A 17,209-nucleotide genomic window follows, 5' to 3' on the forward strand; every position below is an offset into this window, starting at 1 on the left:
GCCCTACGGCGCCGTCGCCGTGTAGTCCGGAAAGCCGTACGGATCGTGCGGACCGATCACCGCGAACTCGAACAGACCGTCGCCGGTCTCGGTGACGGCACCGTCGGTGTAGACGAACGACGAGTAGTGGTCGACGGGGCAGAACATCTTCATCATCGGATCGAATCCCGACACGGTGTTCCGCACCGCCTCGACCTTCTCCTCACCCTGCCACATGCCGTGTCGCCAGTCCTGCTCCAGTCCGTAGCCGGTGCCGAAACCGATGTAGTTCGCGACCTGCGGGGTGGCGCGCACAGCGGTCGACGACCCGTCCGGCTTCACGAAGCGCAGCGTGGCACCGGCGGGTTCGCGTGTGCCCGAGACGAATTCGACCTCGTGCTCCACGCGGCCCAGCCATTCGGGTTCCCGCGAGGCGTCGTTCCAGACGCGCTTGGCATCGCCCATGACCCGTTCGCCGGTCCGCAGCTCCTGCACCACCACGACGATCGAGTACTCCTCGAACCGCATCACCGCGTAGATCCAGAAGAACGACGACGCATCGGTCTCGGCGGCGCGGCGTCCGGGCGGTTCGGCCTCGCCGACGGGACGCACGCCCCATGAGCGGTCGCGGTTGCCGCGCCAGACGTCGGGCTGTACGTCGTACGCGGTGCCGTCGACGGTGAGCGAACCGGTCCACGTACCGGTCTGCACGAAGCGCATCGTGTCGAACGTGACCCGCTCGAGTTGCCGCTGGTAGTGCCGCGGCTCCAGGAGCGCGGGGCCCTCGGCGTCGAAGACGAGGTCGAACGAGAACTCGCCGTGACCGGGATCCAGTGACATCCGCAGCCGCTGCAGGCCCTCCAGTACCTCGAGTTTCAGGGGGCCGATCGCGAGGTCGTTCCGGTTGTCGCCCAACGCCTTCGACGCCCGCACGACGAGGTGGTCGTCGTCGCGGCGGATCACCGCGAACCCGTCGACCACGCCAAGGTTCGGATACACGCCGAGTCCGACGATCAGCCAGGGATCGGGTTCGTCGCCGCGCATGTCGCCGTGGCAGTTGAAGTAGTACCGGTCGTAGAAGTTCCGGTCGGAGGTCCCGACGTGCCGCACCACCTCGGCCACCTGGTGGATCGGGTAGTCGTCCATCTCCGACAGTGCGCCGCGGTTCATCGTCTGACGTCCTTCCAGTACGTTCCGGCCATCATCGCCTCCACCGTCGCGCGATGCATGATCATGTCGTCGGGGTCGGCGGGCTCGGGGGCCTGGCCGAAGCGGATCGCCCGGCACTGGATCCGATACATGACGACAGCGTGGATCAGCGCCGCGTACAGCGTGTAGAAGTCCAGGTCGGCGGGGGTGTGTCCGGTCTGTCTCTGGTATTCGGCGGCGACGTCGTCGCGGGTGAGGAACCCGGGCAGCCCTTCCAGGCCCGCCGTCTCGGTGATGTCTTGGAAGAACCGATGGATGAAGATCATCCAGGACACGTCGAGTTCGCGCGGCCCGATGGTGGCCATCTCCCAGTCGAGCACGGCGACCGGTGTGAAGTCGCGGTACATGATGTTGCCGATCCGTGCGTCGCCCCACGACAGGACCGGATCAGACGACGGCGCAGGCAGATGCTCGTCGACCCACGCGAACGCCCGCTCGATCAGCGGTGCACCGGTCCGTCCGGTCGATGCCCACTCGTAGAACCCGCGAAGCCGTCGGATGTGGCCGCGCAGCGGATCCTCGCCGGGTGCGGGCATCGCGACTCCGGCCGCGGGCAGGGGCGCGGCGTGGATCTTGGCGAGCACGCCGACCGATTCGGTCAGCAGGCGATGCTGCTGCTCGGCGGAGCCCTCCGACACCCATGATCCGAATGTGTACGGCATCACGTCGGGCGGCACCTCGCCGTCCACCCGGCTCATCACGAAGAACGGGGCGCCCAGTGCAGTGGAATCGGGCTCGGACCACCACAGCTTCGGCACCGGGACATCCGTGTGATCGGCGACGTGGCGGATCAGTGCGAACTGTCCGTCGAGGTCGTAGGACTCGAATACCGGGTCGCTCTCGGGCATCGGCGCCACCCGCACGACGAGTCGTTGCCGCGATCCGGCGATCTGCGCCTCGACGAGCAGCGTTTCGCTGCTCATGCCGTTGGCCTCCGGGATCTCGACCGAGATCACCTCGGCGTCGGCGCTCTCCCGGCCTTTGAGCCAGGTGTCGAGTCGTTGTCTGAGCCACTCGGGGTCGCGGCGTGATTCGCTCGGTCGGGCGACCTGAGCTCCGTCGTTGTCTGTGATGGGGGACACGGTTGCATTGGAACACGTTTCACTTCACGCCGTGAGCGGTTGGCACGGAACATGCGGTGGCGTTAGATTAACGTCGTTAACGTAACGATGTAAACCTAGGAGGCGACGTGTTCACACGACTGGCCGAGCGCGTGGTGGCCGCACCGAGGATCGTCCTCGCCGTCTCGGTGGTGATCGTGGCGCTGTGCGGTGTCTATGGTCTCGGTGCCGCATCGACGATGCTCTCGGGCGGATTCGAGGATCCCTCGGCCGAATCGAGCCATGCGACGAAGGTGCTCGACGAGAGATTCGATCGCGGCGGGCTGCAGTTCGTGATCAAACTCGACGGCGACGCCGACATGACGTCGAACCCCGCCGCGATCGCCGCCCGCGACGAGGTCCTGGCGATCCTCGACGAGAAGTCCGTCGCGCACGGCGGTTACGTCCAGGAACCGATCCTGACCGTCTGGAACTCGCCGAACCTCGCGGGCGAGTTGCTGAGCGAGGACAGGACCTCCACCCAGATCGTCACCGCGATCTCCGGCGGTGATCAGGAGGCGCCAGGCAACGCCGAGGAACTCGCCGACCTCATCGGCACCGGGCGGCACGGCGTCGACCTGCAGACCGGCGGCATGGCGTTGGTCTACGGACAGATCAACGAGCAGACATCGAAAGACTTGGCCGTCGCCGAGGCGATCGCCATCCCGATCAGCTTCCTGTTGCTCATCGTCGTGTTCGGCGGTGTCGTCGCGGCGCTTCTTCCCGTACTGATCGGGGGCGTGGCGATCGTCGTCACGCTCGCCATGCTGCGTCTGATCGCCGGGTTCGCCGACGTCTCGATCTTCGCGCTCAATCTCACCACGGCGATGGGGCTGGCACTGGCGATCGATTACACCCTGCTGCTGGTGACGCGGTACCGCGAAGAGGTCGCGGCCGGCCGCGATCGCCGCACCGCGATCATCCGCACCGTCGACACGGCGGGCCGGACCGTCGCGTTCTCGGCGGTCACCGTCGCCCTGGCGTTGGCCGCGTTGGCGATCTTCCCCATGTACTTCCTGCGCTCGTTCGCCTACGCCGGAGTCGGCGTCGTCGCCGTCGCGCTGATCGCAGCTCTGATCGTGACGCCCGCCCTGCTCATGGTCCTCGGTGACCGAGTCGACGCCCTGGATGCACGCGCCGGGATCCGGCGACTTCTCCGTCGACCGGCGCCGGTCGCCCGTCCCATCGAGGAGACCGCCTGGTACCGGCTGTCACGGTGGGTGCTGCGTCGCGCGGTGCCGGTCGCGATCATCGTGCCCGTCCTGCTGTTGATCCTCGGTGCGCCGTTTCTCGGCCTCAAGTTCGGGTTCCCCGACGAGCGCGTGCTGCCGACGGATGCGGGCGTCCACTCGATGGCCGATCAGGCCCGCGCCGACTACGCGTCGAGCCCCGGCAGTTCGGTGATCGCCGTCGTCGAAGGCGATGTGGCGCAACAGGCTCTGCAGTCGTACGCGGCGAGCGTGTCGAGGATCGACGGTGTCGAGTCGGTACTCTCGCCGGTCGGTGTGTTCACCGACGGGAATCGGGTGGCGCCGGGCGATCCGACCGACGCGCGCGACGGCGTCGCCCTCCTGTCGATCTCGAGTTCGGTGGAGCCGATGGGCGATGAGGGCGCCGACCAGATCGAGGCTCTGCGTGCGATAGGCGCGCCCGCGGGGGCCCGCGTCTCGTACACCGGCGCGTCGGCCGTCAACGCCGACGCCGTCGATTCGATGTTCGCGCATCTGCCATGGGTGCTCATCGTGATCGCGGTGGCGACCTACCTGCTGCTGTTCCTGTTCACCGGCAGCGTGCTGTTGCCGCTGAAGGCGCTGGTGATGAATGTGCTCTCGTTGTCGGCGACGTTCGGCGCCATGGTGTGGATCTTCCAGGACGGGCACCTCGGCGCGCTCGGCACCACTCCGCTCGGGTACCTCGTCGCCACCATGCCGGTTCTCATGTTCTGCATCGCGTTCGGTCTGTCGATGGACTACGAGGTGTTCCTCCTCGGCCGTATCCGCGAGGAATGGCTGGCCGGACCCCGGACCGCGGGCGGCAACGACCGCGCGGTCGCCGTCGGACTGGCCCGCACTGGTCGCGTCGTGACCGCCGCCGCACTGCTCATGGCCATCGTGTTCGCCGGGATCGCGGCGTCGGAGGTGTCGTTCATGAGGATGTTCGGGGTGGGTCTGACGCTGGCGGTCCTGATGGACGCGACGGTCATCCGGATGTTCCTGGTGCCCGCGTTCATGCGGCTGATGGGAACATGGAACTGGTGGGCGCCCGCACCGTTGCGCAGACTGCATGATCGGATCGGGCTGACAGAGGAGTGAGCAGATGGCCGTACGACCACGATCGCCGCGCGGCAGCGGTGACCAGTTGGCCGACGAGATCATCGATGCCACGACAGAACTTCTGATCGGATTGGGCAGTGCCGACGCCGTCTCGATCCGTGCCGTCGCCCAGCGCGTGGGCGTCACCCCACCGTCGATCTATCGGCACTTCGACGACAAGGAAGAACTCCTCGACGCGGTGTGTGCCCACTACTTCGAGCGGTTCGCCGACGTGATGGACGCCGCCTCGGCGGGGATCGACGACGTGTTGGAACGCGCTCTGGCCCAGGGGCTGGCGTACATCCGGTTCGCGATCGACAACGACGTGGTCTATCGGACCGCGTTCTCGCGCATCACCGAACCGGGCAAGCCGTCGAAGACCGACGAGGTGATGTTGTCGTCGGCGTTCGTGAAGTTCCGCGGCACCGTCGTCGACATGATGGCGCACGACCTTCTGCCGCAGTCCGATCCGATCGAGACCGTGTTGAAGCTGTGGTCGGTGGCCCACGGTTTCGCCTCCGTGATGATCTCCAAGCCGGGGCTGCCGTGGGGCGATGATCTGGCACTTGCCGAGCAGACCCTGCGCGCCGTCGCGGAGGGTCTCGGCCGATCCTGAATGCTGCGATGACGACTTGCCGGACATCTTTCTCGGTCAAGAACCGGTAAAGTGGGAACACAGCGGGTCCGACGTTCGTTGAACAGTCGAACCAGTCGTCCGCAGACCTGATGCGCACCAGACTAAGGAGCACCAGTGCGAGAGTCCAGCAACCCGATCATGCGAGGCGTGATCCGCGACAACAAGAAGGATGCCAACGGCTACGCCACCTTCGGAACCGGCATGGCCGGCGCGGGTCAGGCATCGATGATGCAGGGACAGCAGCAGCACGCCGCCCAGTACACCCAGCCGGGCTACAGCCCGTCGACCACCAGCCGATCACTCACGATCGACGACGTCGTCACCAAGACGGCGATGACGCTCGGCACCGTGATCGTGTTCGCGGTGGCCGCCTACTTCTTCATCAGCAGCCGCGGCACGGTCGACGACCAGCTCGCCGTCGCCTCGCCGATCATGGCCGTCGGCGCCATCGTGGGCCTCGTCCTGGTCCTCGTCGCCAGCTTCGGCCGGAAACAGGACAACCCGGCGATCGTGCTGGCGTACGCCGCATTCGAGGGACTGTTCGTCGGCGCGATCTCCTTCGTCTTCGCGAACGTGATGGTCAGCGACGTCTCGGCCGGCACCCTGATCGGACAGGCGGTCCTCGGCACGCTGGGCGTGTTCGTCGGCATGCTGGTGGTCTACAAGGTCGGCGCCATCCGCGTCACCCCGCGTTTCACCCGCATGCTGATGGCCGGCCTCTTCGGCGTCCTGGCATTGGTGATCGGCAACCTGGTCGTCGGCCTGTTCAACGACGGCCACGGCTTCGGCATCCGCGACGGCGGCCCCATCGCGATCATCTTCTCGCTCGTCTGCATCGCGCTCGCCGCGTTCTCGTTCCTCATCGACTTCGACTCCGCCGATCAGCTGATCCGTGCGGGCGCACCGTCGAAGGCCGCCTGGGGCGTCGCGCTCGGCCTGACCGTCACCCTCGTGTGGCTGTACGTCGAGATCCTGCGCCTGCTGAGCATCCTCAACAGCGATTAGCCTGGTCCGGTCAACCGGACGACAATGGCCCGGCCGCCGCAGTCTCCACTGTGGCGGCCGGGCCTTTTCGAGGAATCAGTCGGGCTTCACGAGTCCTTCACTGACCAACCAGTCGAAGGCGACGTCGCCCGGATCTTCGCCGTCGATGTCGACCCGGCCGTTGAGCTCGCGCATCACGTCGTCGTTGAGTCGACTCGAGATGGTCTCCATCAGATCGGCGATCTGCGGGTGTGCGTCAAGTACCGACTGCCGGACCACGACACTGCCGCTGTACGGCAGAAAGTACTTGCGGTCGTCCTCGAGCACTTTGAGATCCAGGTTCGGGATCCTGCCGTCTGTGGAGAAGACCATGCCGAAGTTGCACGGCGAGCCTTTCGCCGTAGCAGTGTAGATGACGCCGGAGTCCATGCGGGTCACGTTGCGCTGCGGGACACCCTCTTCGGAGTCGAACGGAATGCCGTACGCCTTGAGCATGGGCAGGAAGCCATCCGAACGACTGAAGAACTCATCGTCGATGCAGAAGGTCCGCTGGTCCACGGGCAGTGCGGCGACGTCCGACAGCGTCGAGACGCCGGTGCGCTTCGCCGTTTCCTCCGATGCCGCGAAGGCGTAAGTGTTGTTCAACGACGACGGCGGGAGCCACGCGAGATCGTTGTCCTTCGCCTCGATGTCGCGGACCTTCTCCCACAGCTCGGTCGGATCGCTGATCGCTTCGGTTCGCTCGTGATAGACCACCCATCCCGTACCGGTGTACTCCCACTGCACGTCGGTCTCGCCGCGAAGCTGCGCCTGGCGCGACGACGCAGCCCCCGGTGCTCCGGTCATGTCCTTGACATCGGCACCCGCCGCCGCCAGATACGTGCCGGCGATCTTGCCGAGGATCACCTGCTCTGTGAAGGCTTTCGAGGTGACGGTGATACTCGCGCCGTGAAGCGGCTCCTTCCCGTTCGGCAGGCGCGCGCTGTGCAGAGTTCCGGACGAACTGATCAGACCACAGCCGCCGAGCACCGCGATCATGAGTACGCCGACGAGCGCGAGGGGGAAAGCAGTCGGGGGCCGGTGCCTTCGAATCGATCTACTCATCGCATTCCCTTCGGCGTGGCGAAGTACTCGACCAACCGGCCGATCCAGTCGACGATCAACGCGAGCAGGGCGACGAGTACCGCTCCGGCGATCAGAACTTTGGGTAAGAAGACTGTGATTCCGGTCGTGATCAGTGTGCCCAGACTCGTGGCGCCGATGAAGGTGCTCAGGGTCGCCGTGCCGACCAGGATCACCAGCGCGGTGCGCACGCCGTTGAGGATCACCGGTACCGCGAGCGGCAACTCCACCTGGAAGAGCGTGCGTCGAGCCGAATATCCGATACCCCGCGAAGCCTCCACGAGGTGCTGGTCCACTTGACGGAGGCCTGCGATCGTGTTCTGCAGGATCGGTAGCACCGCGTAGACGATGAGGCCGAGCACCGCGGTCCGGAACCCGGTGCCGATTGCGAATGTGAGTAGAACGAGCAGGCCGACCGCGGGGGCGGCCTGACCGATGTTTCCGAGGCCGACCGCGATGGGCGTGAGTCGCTTCATCGACGGGCGGGTGAGAAGGATCCCGAGGGGAATCGCGATCGCGAGCACGATGATCGCGGCCACCGCGGTGAGCTTCACGTGCGCGATAACCGTGTCGATCAGGACTGAAGAGTTCAGCTGTGCGGACTCGTTGGCAGTGAAGTCGGTCGCGGCGTGCCAGATGAGAAAGCCCGCCCCGAGTATCACGATGATCAGCGGTTCCAGCCAGACGTCGATCGGCAGTCGTCGTAACCACGACCATGCTGTCGCCCTGGCCGGTGGCCGTTCGAGGGCCTGCGCCTGAGCGGTCATGGCGCACCGCCGTCCGTCGCCGTCTGGCCGCCTTCGGTCGCGGCGTACTCGGTGTAGCCGATCTCGTCGGGTTGTGCCTCGTCGAGTTGGCCGCGGATGATATCGATCACGCGGCCGATGCGCAGCCAGCCGATCAGGGTGCCCTCACCGTTGGTGACCAGGGCGCCGCCCTGGTTGGCCGCGAGCATCACGTCGAGTGCGTCTTGCAGCGTCGACGAAGGGGCTACCACCGGGAGTCGGGTGTCGACGTAGGCCGACACCAGCGGCACCGATGCGATCTCTTCGACCGACGGCCACGCCCGCGGTCGTCCTCGCTCGTCGACCACGACGACCCAACTGCTGGACGCGACGCGTGCGCGATCGACGACGACCTCAGACGGTTCGTTGACCGTCGCCGTCGTGACCGCCTCCAACTCGACGTCCTTGACTCGGGTGAGTGTCAGTTGGGCGAGCGTTGCGCCGGAGCCGATGAACTCCTTGACGAAGTCTGTGGCCGGGTTGGCCAGGATCTCGGCCGGGGTCCCGTACTGCTCGACATGTCCGCCCTTGGAGAAGATCACCACCTTGTCACCGAGCTTGGTGGCCTCCTCGAAGTCGTGAGTGACGATCACGATCGTCTTGCCGACCTTCTTCTGGATCTCGATCAGACTGTCCTGCAAGCGGACGCGGGTGATCGGGTCGACTGCGCTGAACGGCTCGTCCATGAGGAGTACCGGCGGGTCGGCGGCCAGCGCACGGGCGACGCCTACGCGCTGTTGCTGACCGCCGGACATGTCCTTGGGCAGCCGGTCTCCGAACTCGTCGGGGTCCAGGCCCACGAGGCGAAGCAGCTCTTCAGTGCGTTGAGCGATCGTGGCCTTGTCCCAGCCCAGGACTCGGGGGATCGCGCCGATGTTGCGTTCGACAGTCCAGTGGGGGAACAGGCCGCCCGATTGAATCACGTAGCCGATGGACTGGCGCAGTCGGTCGGGATCCTCGTCGGTCACGTCCCGATCGCCGATGTATATGCGTCCGCTCGTCGGTTCGACGAGGCGGTTGATCATCTTCAGCGTAGTGGTCTTACCGCAGCCGGATGGGCCCACGAAGGCCACGATCTCGCCGGCCTCGATCGTCAGATCCAGGTCGTCGACCGCCGGCCCGTCTTGTCGTTTGTACTGTTTGCGTACGCGTTCGAGTCGAATCGACGACCCGGCGGTATCGGTGTCGGTGGTCATTGGATTCCTCTCGGAATGGTCAGCCGTCCGAGAAGGACCAGCAGAGCATCGAAGATCAGAGCGATGAGGACGATGAGGACGGTTCCAGTCAGCGCCATCTCCAACGCGTTCGCACCGCCCAGTCGAGCGAGGCCGTTGAAGATCAGCGAGCCGAGTCCCGGACCGAGCACGTAAGCCACGATCGCCGCGACGCCGACGATCATCTGTGTCGACACGCGGATACCGGTCAGGATCACGGGCCAGGCGAGCGGCAGTTCGACGGTCAGCAGAATCCGCCAGCGGGAGAAGCCGATGCCCTGGGCCGCTTCGATCACGTTCGGCGGGACCGAACGGAGCCCGACGATCGCATTGCCGATGACGGGCATGGTTGCGAAGAAGGCGAGCATGATGAACGACGGTACGACGCCCAGGCCGAACGGAATGATCAGCAGCGCGAGCAGCGCGAGTGTAGGAATGGTGAGGGCGATGCGGCTGGCGGTGATCGTCAACGCGGAGCCGAGTGGCAACCGGTACACGAGCAGTGCCAGGGCGATCGCGATGACCGAGCCGACGAGCACGGTCTGAAAGGCGAGCGAGGCGTGCTGATACGACAAGAAGGCGATGGTGCCCTGGCGCCCCTGAAGGTAATTCCAGAGGCTCACGTCGCGCGTCGCCGGATGCTGCGTCGGCGGTCGAGCGCCGGTGTTCTGTCGGTCATTCTGGGTCCACTTCTCGGTCGAAGCCGGGCGCGAACCCGACTTATGCATACGGTGCACGTATGTTTACGCGATCCGAGGTGGGAGCCCCAGGGTTCCGATCGTGGTGAGCAGAAGTCGGCCGGTTCTAGCGAGTCGCGTCGGCGAGTGCGTCGACGGCCAGGTGCATCGCCGCGTCGACGGTCAGTTCACGGACCTGTCGTCGGTCGCCGCGGAAGTGTCTGGTCACGGTGATCGTCTTCCGTCCGGCGACGGCGATGCTTATGCACACGGTGCCGACCGGCTTGCCCGGCACCGCTCCGCCGGGGCCCGCGATCCCGGTGGTCGAGATCGCGACATCGGCGTGCAGGTGGGCGGCGACGCCCTCGGCCATCGCCCGGGCCACCTGCTCACTGACGGCGCCGTGCTCGGCGATCATCTCGGCGGGCACGTCGATCGCGCCGGTCTTCACGTCGTTCGAGTACGAGACGACCCCACCGAGCATGTACGCAGACGATCCCGCACGGTCGGTGAGGCGTGCGGCGACGAGACCACCCGTGCACGACTCCGCAGTCACGATGGTCCGCCCGGCCAGGCCTGCGATCAGCAGGTCGTCGATCTGCGAACCATCGGTGGCGTAGATGCGGTCGCTGTGCCGTTCGACGAGGAAAGCGGCCAGCGCATCGTAGGCGGAGGCGGCGTTCTCGGTGAACTGCGTGCTGATCTCCAGTTCGCCGCCGCGCATGCACGTCGTGATCTCGAGCGAGTCGAATCCGTCGACGGTCTTCTGGGCCTCGGTCAGTGAGACGGCCAGATCCGGCTCGGACAGACCGTATGCGCGAATGGTCTGCAGTATCGCGGGCACACGATCGGTGAGCGCCCGTACGACGGGGCCGGTCTGCATGGCCGCCGGCCACATGGAGCGGAGTTCGCGCGGGGGACCGGGCAGAACGAGGACGGCGGGCAGTTCGTCGGTTGCCGGAACGGCTACGCCCGGGGCGGTGCCGGTCGGCGGAATCGCCTCGGCGCCTTCGGGAATCAACGCCTGTTTCTCGATCGAGGCCACGATCGACGACGGGAGGTCGTCGGAGTACTTGCGCCAGTTGCGGATCACCGATTCGATGGTCTGTGCCATCGTGGCGTCACGTACCACGTCGCGGCCGCTGAATTCGGCGACGGTGGCGACCGTCAGATCGTCGGCCGTGGGGCCGAGACCACCCGTGGTTACGATGAGGTCGACCTTCTGGTCGGCGAGGAAGCACAGTTGCGCGAGGAGGTCGTCCGGGCGATCGCCGCATACGGTGAGATGCGCCACCTCGACGCCCGTCTCGCGGAGCCGCTGTGACACCCACGGCCCGTTCCGATCGGAGATCCAACCACTCAGGACTTCGGTGCCCGTAACGACGATCCCCGCACGTGTACTCACGGATTCGAGAGTACGCGTACGGGGATCGAGGTTCAGTCCCACCGCTCCTCGGGTGGAATCGAGACGTGTCAGCCGATGCTGAACGGCTTGCCGTACATGGTGACGTTGCCCTTGAAGGTGTCGGTCGAGACCTGGACCTTCACGATCGCGCGAGCCGAGGCGTAGCCGGCGCAGCCGTCGACGCCGAAGCGCTCCTGGCTGTAGGCGAGGCCGCCGCGGCCGTTCGAGAAGCTGATGCTGCTCAGCGTGCTGCCGTCGCTCGCTGCCACGTTGATGATCGGCTTGAAAGCGCTGTCGCCGGGGCCGAGCTTGAAGTTGGCACCTGCGCTCGGATCGGCGGCGGCTCCACCTGAGGCGTCCGGCGTGACCTTGACGCCGCCGTCGGCACCTGCACCGAAGGTCAGCTGGCAGCCGACCTGGTATCCGGCGGTAACGGTGCCGCCCTTGACGTCACCCTTGGTGTTGATGGCGATCTTGCCGGAGACCCATGCCTCGCGGCTGGTCGCGATGTTGGTGACGGCGCGCGAACGGGTGACCGACTCGTCGTACAGTCGGATCTGGACGCTGTTGCCATCGCCCAGGTTCTTCGAGACGTAGCCGCCCGGCAGCTTGCCTGCGTCGGCGTGGCCGACCATGGCGGTGGTGCCGCCTGCGGCGATGAGTGCGGCGCCGACTACGGCGGCACCGGCGACGATGCGGGAGTTCTTCTTCATGTCAGTAGTCCTTGTGCAGTAAGTCGTCGGGAGGTCAGTTGAGGCTGAACGGCTTGCCGTACAGGCTGGACTGGACGTAACCGCTGGTGGCGGTGATCGTGTCGTCGTCGGTCGAGAGGCCGTCGGCCGCGAGGACCTGGACAACCGAGCGCGCCGAGGCGTAGCCGCCGCAGCCCTCGACGTTGATGTTGAAGTTGTCGACCATGACGGTGCCGTGGCCCTTCTTCAGCGAGAGGCTGTCGCCCGACACGAATGCGACCTGACCCGGCTCCAGCGGAACGGTCAGCGAGCCGCTAAGTGACGGCGCAGCGCTGATCGTCGCGCCGATTCCGCCCGACAGTCCCGCGATGTTGATCTGGCAGCCGACCAGGTAGCCCACCTTCAGGCTGCCGGTGCCCTTGCTGAGCTTGGCCGAGTAGGTGCCCGACACCGCTGCCGAGCGGCCGGCACCGTTGTTGGCGACCGAGTGGAGCGCGCGGGCGCTCTCGCCGGAGCGGCTGATCTTGACGACCTGGCCGTCGATGCCGGTGGAGGTCTTGCTGCCGCTGGGGAGGCGCGCTGCGTCGGCGTCGCCCGCGTTGATCATCAGACCGGCGGCGCCCACTGCCGAGACAGCGGCGACCGCTGCGACACGGCGCGCGATCGTTGTGGCCTTCTTGCTCATTCAGGTCTCCTACTAAGACGGGGAGGGTTAGAACATTCGTATGGTTTCCCGGGTGGAACTGTAACGGAGGGCACCCTCATTTGCGAATAGAAAAACGCGCATGAGACGTGAATAACCTGAAGGAATCCTCAGAGTTGGCACAGATTTAACCTGACTGTCAAGTAAGTGAATCATTCGATCAGGCGATTTGGGCGAAAAGTCGGATTGCTGTTCGCAAGGTTATGCGCCGCCGAGCAGAAAACTGCGGACCCGTACTTGAGGGTTTCGGTCGTCACCGACGTGGGCTCAACACTTTTCGAGCAGTGGATCGGCCATCCGACGAGCATCAGGTTCGGAAATATTCAGTTGGATGTCCTCGGTTTTTCGGGCGCCGAAGCGATCGTCAAATCGCGACGGCACGTCTGTGCCCCGCATAGCAGAGGACGGACCCGGCGAACCGGATCCGTCCTCGCGATGTGACTCCGCGGTGTCTACAGGCGCTCGAGGATCATCGCCATGCCCTGGCCGCCGCCGACGCACATGGTCTCGAGACCGAACTGCCCGTCGTGCGTGGTGAGGTTGTTCAGCAGGGTGGTGGTGATACGTGCGCCGGTCATGCCGAACGGGTGGCCGAGAGCGATGGCGCCGCCCGAGACGTTCAGCTTGTCGTGGTCGATGCCCAGTTCGGCGGCCGAGCCGAGGACCTGCACGGCGAACGCCTCGTTGATCTCGGTGAGGTCGATGTCGCCGATGCTCATACCGGCCACGCGCAGGACCTTGCGCACGGCCTCGATCGGGCCGAGACCCATGATCTCCGGGCTCAGACCGGTGGCCGCGGTCGCGACGATCCGGGCGAGCGGCTTGAGGCCCAGCTCCTTGGCCTTGGTGTCGCTCATGACGACCAGGGCGGCCGCGCCGTCGTTCAGCGGGCAGGCGTTGCCCGCGGTGACGGTGCCGTCGGGGCGGAAGACGGGCTTCAGCTGCGAGATCTTCTCGTACGTGGTGCCGGCGCGGGGGCCGTCATCGGCCGAGACGACGGTGCCGTCGGCCAGGGTCAACGGATCGATCTCGCGGGCGAAGAAGCCGTCCGTGATCGCCTTCTCGGCTCGGTTCTGGGAGAGGACTCCCCACCGGTCCTGATCCTCCCGGGAGATGCCCGTGTACGACGCGACGTTCTCGGCCGTCTGTCCCATCGCGATGTAGACGTCGGGGATCAGGCCGTCCTCGCGGGGGTCGTGCCAGACTCCCGCGCCGCCCTCGGCGGCCTTCGCGGTCCGGGCCTGCGCGTCGTCGAACAGCGGGTTCTTGGAGTTCGGCAGGCCGTCGGCGCCACCTGAGACGCCCATGCTCGAGACGCTCTCGACGCCGCCCGAGATGAAGACGTCGCCCTCGCCGGCCTTGATCGCGTGCAGTGCCATGCGTGTGGTCTGCACCGACGACGAGCAGTAGCGGTTCACCGTGACGCCGGGGATGTGGTCGTAGCCGAGCTGAACTGCGACGCTACGGGCGATGTTGTAGCCGCCCTGACCTCCGGGCTGCCCGATGCCGAGATGGATGTCCTCGACGAGCGACGGGTCGAGCTCGGGCACCTTGGCCAGTGCCGTCGCGATCATCTGACGAGCCATCTCGTCCGGTCGGAGGCTCGCCAGGGAGCCCTTTCCGGCGCGGCCGATGGGGGAGCGGGCGGTTGCAACAATCACAGCTTCAGTCATGCGACCAAGCATATGCTTGTTACAAGCGGTCGGCTTTTGTTCGCCGGATGCAGTCGGGAGTTTTGCGTACTGCGCGGGTCGACCGGGTGCCTGTTCGCTGAAAATGCGAACATGGAGGCATGCGCATCGCCAATCACGTCGTCGACCTGGTCGGAAACACCCCGCTCGTCAAGCTCAACTCGGTCGTCAAGCCGGGCGCGGGTCTGGTGGCGGCGAAGGTCGAGTACCTCAACCCGGGCGGCAGCTCCAAGGACCGCATCGCCACTCGTATGATCGACGCCGCGGAAGCGGCGGGCGAGCTCAAACCCGGTGGCACCATCGTCGAGCCCACGTCCGGCAACACCGGTGTCGGGTTGGCGCTGGTCGCCCAGCAGCGCGGCTACAAGTGCGTGTTCGTCTGTCCCGACAAGGTGGCCGAAGACAAGCGGAACGTGTTGCGCGCCTATGGCGCCGAGGTCGTCGTCTGCCCGACCGCGGTCCCGCCGGAGCACCCGGACAGCTACTACAACGTGTCCGACCGCCTCGTGGGTGAGATCGACGGCGCGTGGAAGCCCAACCAGTACGCCAACCCGAACGGCCCGCTCTCGCATTACGAGACCACCGGCCCGGAGATCTGGCGAGACACCGACGGCACGGTGACGCACTTCGTGGCGGGCGTCGGCACCGGCGGCACCATCACCGGCACCGGTCGCTACCTGAAGGAGATCTCCGGCGGCGCGGTCACCGTGGTCGGCGTCGACCCGGAGGGCTCGGTGTACTCCGGCGGCGACGGTCGTCCGTACCTCGTCGAAGGCGTCGGTGAAGACTTCTGGCCGGATGCGTACGACCCGACCGTTCCCGACGAGATCATCGCCGTGAGCGATGCCGATTCGTTCGACATGACCCGTCGCCTGGCCCGCGAAGAGGGGCTGCTCGTCGGCGGGTCGTGCGGCATGGCCGTCGTCGCCGCTCTCGAAGTGGCCGAACGCGAGGGGCCCGACGCCGTCGTCGTCGTGCTGCTGCCCGACGGCGGCCGCGGCTACATGTCGAAGATCTTCAACGACGACTGGATGAGCAGCTACGGCTTCCTGCGCACCCCGCTCGGCGGCGGTGCGGTGCCGGAGTCGACCGTCGGCGATCTGCTGCGGGGAAAGTCGGGTTCGCTGCCCGACCTGGTCCACACGCACCCGCAGGAGACGATCCGCGACGCCATCGAGATCCTCCGCGAGTACGGGGTCTCGCAGATGCCGGTCGTCGGCGCGGAACCGCCGATCATGGCGGGCGAGATCGCGGGTGCGGTGAACGAGCGCGATCTGCTCTCGGCGGTCTTCGAAGGCCGAGCGAGCCTGGCCGACCCGGTGTCCAAGCACATGGGCGTCCCGTTCACCCTGATCGGCGCGGGCGAACCGGTCTCCGCCGCGATGAAGGCGCTCAGCGAGTCCGACGCGCTCATGGTGATCGAAGAGGGCAAGCCCGTCGGCGTGATCACCCGCCACGACCTTCTCGCATTCGCGAGCACCCACCCGATTCCCGCGCAGGAGGACTGATGACCGACCACGGCTTCTCGACCAAGGCGATCCATGCGGGCTGGGACCCCGATCCGCGGACCGGCGCCGTCAACGTGCCGATCTTCGCGAGCTCGACCTTCGCGCAGGACGGCGTCGGCGGCATGCGCGACGGGTTCGAGTACGCGCGTACCGGCAACCCCACCCGCCGTGCGCTCGAGGCGAACATGGCAGCCATCGAGGGCGGCGCCTACGGCCGGGGGTTCTCCTCGGGTATGGCGGCGACCGACGCGACGCTGCGCGCCGCGTTGCGCCCCGGTGATCACATCGTCATCCCGAACGATGCGTACGGCGGCACGTTCCGCCTGATCGACAAGGCGTTCACCGAGTGGGGGATCACCTATTCGGTGGCACCGGTCGTCGATCCGGACGCCGTCGCCGCGGCGATGACCCCGCAGACACGACTGGTGTGGATCGAGACCCCCACCAACCCCCTGCTCAACGTGGGCGACATCGCGAAGCTGGCCGACGTCGCCCACGCCGGCGGTGCTCGGCTCGTCGTCGACAACACGTTCGCCACCCCGTACCTGCAGCAGCCGCTGTCGCTGGGGGCCGACGTCGTACTGCACTCGACCACCAAGTACCTGGGTGGCCACTCGGATGTCGTCGGCGGCGCAATCGTCACGAACGACGAGCAGACCGACGCCGACATCGCGTTCCTGCAGAACGGCTCCGGCGGGGTGCCTGGACCGTTCGACGCGTACCTGACGATGCGCGGCATCAAGACGCTGTCGGTGCGCATGGACCGCCACTGCGACAACGCGGAGAAGCTGGTCGAGTTCCTCTCGGCGCACAAGGCGATCGACAGCGTGCTGTACCCGGGGCTGGAGGGGCACCCCGGTCACGCGACCGCGGCCTCGCAGATGCGTCGATTCGGCGGGATGATCTCTGTGCAGTTGGCCGGTGGCCGTCAGGCCGCGCTCGACTTCTGCGCGAAGACCGAGGTGTTCACGCTCGCCGAATCACTCGGCGGCATCGAGTCGCTGATCGAGCACCCGGGCGCCATGACCCACGCGTCCACCGCGGGCTCCCTGCTGGAGGTCCCGGACAACCTGGTCCGCCTCTCCGTCGGCATCGAGGACGTCGACGACCTCCTCGCGGACGTCGACCAGGCGCTGCGCTGAGTCTGTTCGTACTCGGGCACTCGAAACGACCGTAGAGGTCGTTTCGAGT

At 66.4% G+C, this 17,209-nt stretch carries 15 protein-coding genes; 5 read left to right on the forward strand and 10 right to left on the reverse strand.

The features are described from left to right. Window positions 1–3: 3 nt before the first annotated feature. A complete protein-coding gene (locus BKA16_RS10125) occupies window positions 4–1,149 on the reverse strand; it encodes an Rv3169 family protein (protein ID WP_183370529.1) in 1,146 nt (381 codons plus the stop codon). Further along, entirely contained in the window at window positions 1,146–2,270 is a 1,125-nt protein-coding gene (locus BKA16_RS10130; RefSeq protein WP_183370530.1) for a phosphotransferase, read from the reverse strand. The genes BKA16_RS10125 and BKA16_RS10130 overlap by 4 nt, the downstream gene beginning before the upstream one ends. 107 nt (window positions 2,271–2,377) lie before the next feature. Between BKA16_RS10130 and BKA16_RS10135 the strand changes: the two genes are divergently transcribed. The 3 genes from BKA16_RS10135 to BKA16_RS10145 all read left to right on the forward strand — a co-directional run bounded on the left by BKA16_RS10135 (window position 2,378) and on the right by BKA16_RS10145 (window position 6,242). Further along, a complete protein-coding gene (locus BKA16_RS10135; protein ID WP_183370531.1) occupies window positions 2,378–4,600 on the forward strand; it encodes an MMPL family transporter in 2,223 nt (740 codons plus the stop codon). A 4-nt stretch (window positions 4,601–4,604) separates the two neighbouring features. Continuing rightward, entirely contained in the window at window positions 4,605–5,216 is a 612-nt protein-coding gene (locus BKA16_RS10140) for a TetR/AcrR family transcriptional regulator (RefSeq protein ID WP_183370532.1), read from the forward strand. Between the two features lie 135 nt (window positions 5,217–5,351). Continuing rightward, window positions 5,352–6,242, forward strand: a complete 891-nt coding sequence (locus BKA16_RS10145) for a Bax inhibitor-1/YccA family membrane protein (protein WP_183370533.1) — start codon at window positions 5,352–5,354, stop codon at window positions 6,240–6,242. A 75-nt stretch (window positions 6,243–6,317) separates the two neighbouring features. Here the strand turns inward: BKA16_RS10145 and BKA16_RS10150 are convergent, their stop codons facing one another. The 8 genes from BKA16_RS10150 to BKA16_RS10185 form a co-directional block, all read right to left on the reverse strand. Beyond that, a complete protein-coding gene (locus BKA16_RS10150; RefSeq protein WP_183370534.1) occupies window positions 6,318–7,325 on the reverse strand; it encodes a glycine betaine ABC transporter substrate-binding protein in 1,008 nt (335 codons plus the stop codon). After that, window positions 7,322–8,110 (reverse strand): ABC transporter permease, encoded by a 789-nt coding sequence (locus BKA16_RS10155; protein WP_183370535.1) that lies wholly within the window; start codon window positions 8,108–8,110, stop codon window positions 7,322–7,324. Before BKA16_RS10155 ends, BKA16_RS10150 begins: the two co-directional genes overlap by 4 nt. Continuing rightward, complete coding sequence (locus BKA16_RS10160) at window positions 8,107–9,324, reverse strand: ATP-binding cassette domain-containing protein (RefSeq protein ID WP_183370536.1); 1,218 nt, start codon at window positions 9,322–9,324, stop codon at window positions 8,107–8,109. Before BKA16_RS10160 ends, BKA16_RS10155 begins: the two co-directional genes overlap by 4 nt. Beyond that, the gene (locus BKA16_RS10165) at window positions 9,321–9,965 is read right to left on the reverse strand and encodes an ABC transporter permease subunit (protein WP_183370537.1); all 645 of its coding nucleotides are present in this window, start codon (window positions 9,963–9,965) and stop codon (window positions 9,321–9,323) included. The genes BKA16_RS10160 and BKA16_RS10165 overlap by 4 nt, the downstream gene beginning before the upstream one ends. Window positions 9,966–10,146: 181 nt before the next feature. Next, window positions 10,147–11,424, reverse strand: coding sequence for a competence/damage-inducible protein A (locus BKA16_RS10170; protein ID WP_183370538.1), 1,278 nt, complete (start codon window positions 11,422–11,424; stop codon window positions 10,147–10,149). A 68-nt stretch (window positions 11,425–11,492) separates the two neighbouring features. Further along, on the reverse strand, window positions 11,493–12,137 hold the full coding sequence (locus BKA16_RS10175; RefSeq protein WP_183370539.1) for an MspA family porin: 645 nt from the start codon (window positions 12,135–12,137) through the stop codon (window positions 11,493–11,495). Window positions 12,138–12,171: 34 nt separating this feature from the next. After that, window positions 12,172–12,801, reverse strand: a complete 630-nt coding sequence (locus BKA16_RS10180) for an MspA family porin (protein ID WP_183370540.1) — start codon at window positions 12,799–12,801, stop codon at window positions 12,172–12,174. A gap of 470 nt (window positions 12,802–13,271) precedes the next feature. Then, window positions 13,272–14,492 carry an acetyl-CoA C-acetyltransferase gene (locus BKA16_RS10185; protein WP_183370541.1) on the reverse strand — a complete coding sequence of 407 codons (1,221 nt, stop codon included), beginning with the start codon at window positions 14,490–14,492 and terminating at the stop codon, window positions 13,272–13,274. A gap of 119 nt (window positions 14,493–14,611) precedes the next feature. Here BKA16_RS10185 and BKA16_RS10190 point away from each other — a divergent pair, with 119 nt between their 5' ends. Beyond that, window positions 14,612–16,018, forward strand: coding sequence for a cystathionine beta-synthase (locus BKA16_RS10190; protein WP_183370542.1), 1,407 nt, complete (start codon window positions 14,612–14,614; stop codon window positions 16,016–16,018). Next, entirely contained in the window at window positions 16,018–17,160 is a 1,143-nt protein-coding gene (locus tag BKA16_RS10195; protein ID WP_183370543.1) for a cystathionine gamma-synthase, read from the forward strand. Before BKA16_RS10190 ends, BKA16_RS10195 begins: the two co-directional genes overlap by 1 nt. The last annotated feature ends 49 nt before the right edge of the window (window positions 17,161–17,209 follow it).

Source organism: Gordonia humi, from assembly GCF_014197435.1.
Lineage (GTDB): Bacteria > Actinomycetota > Actinomycetes > Mycobacteriales > Mycobacteriaceae > Gordonia > Gordonia humi.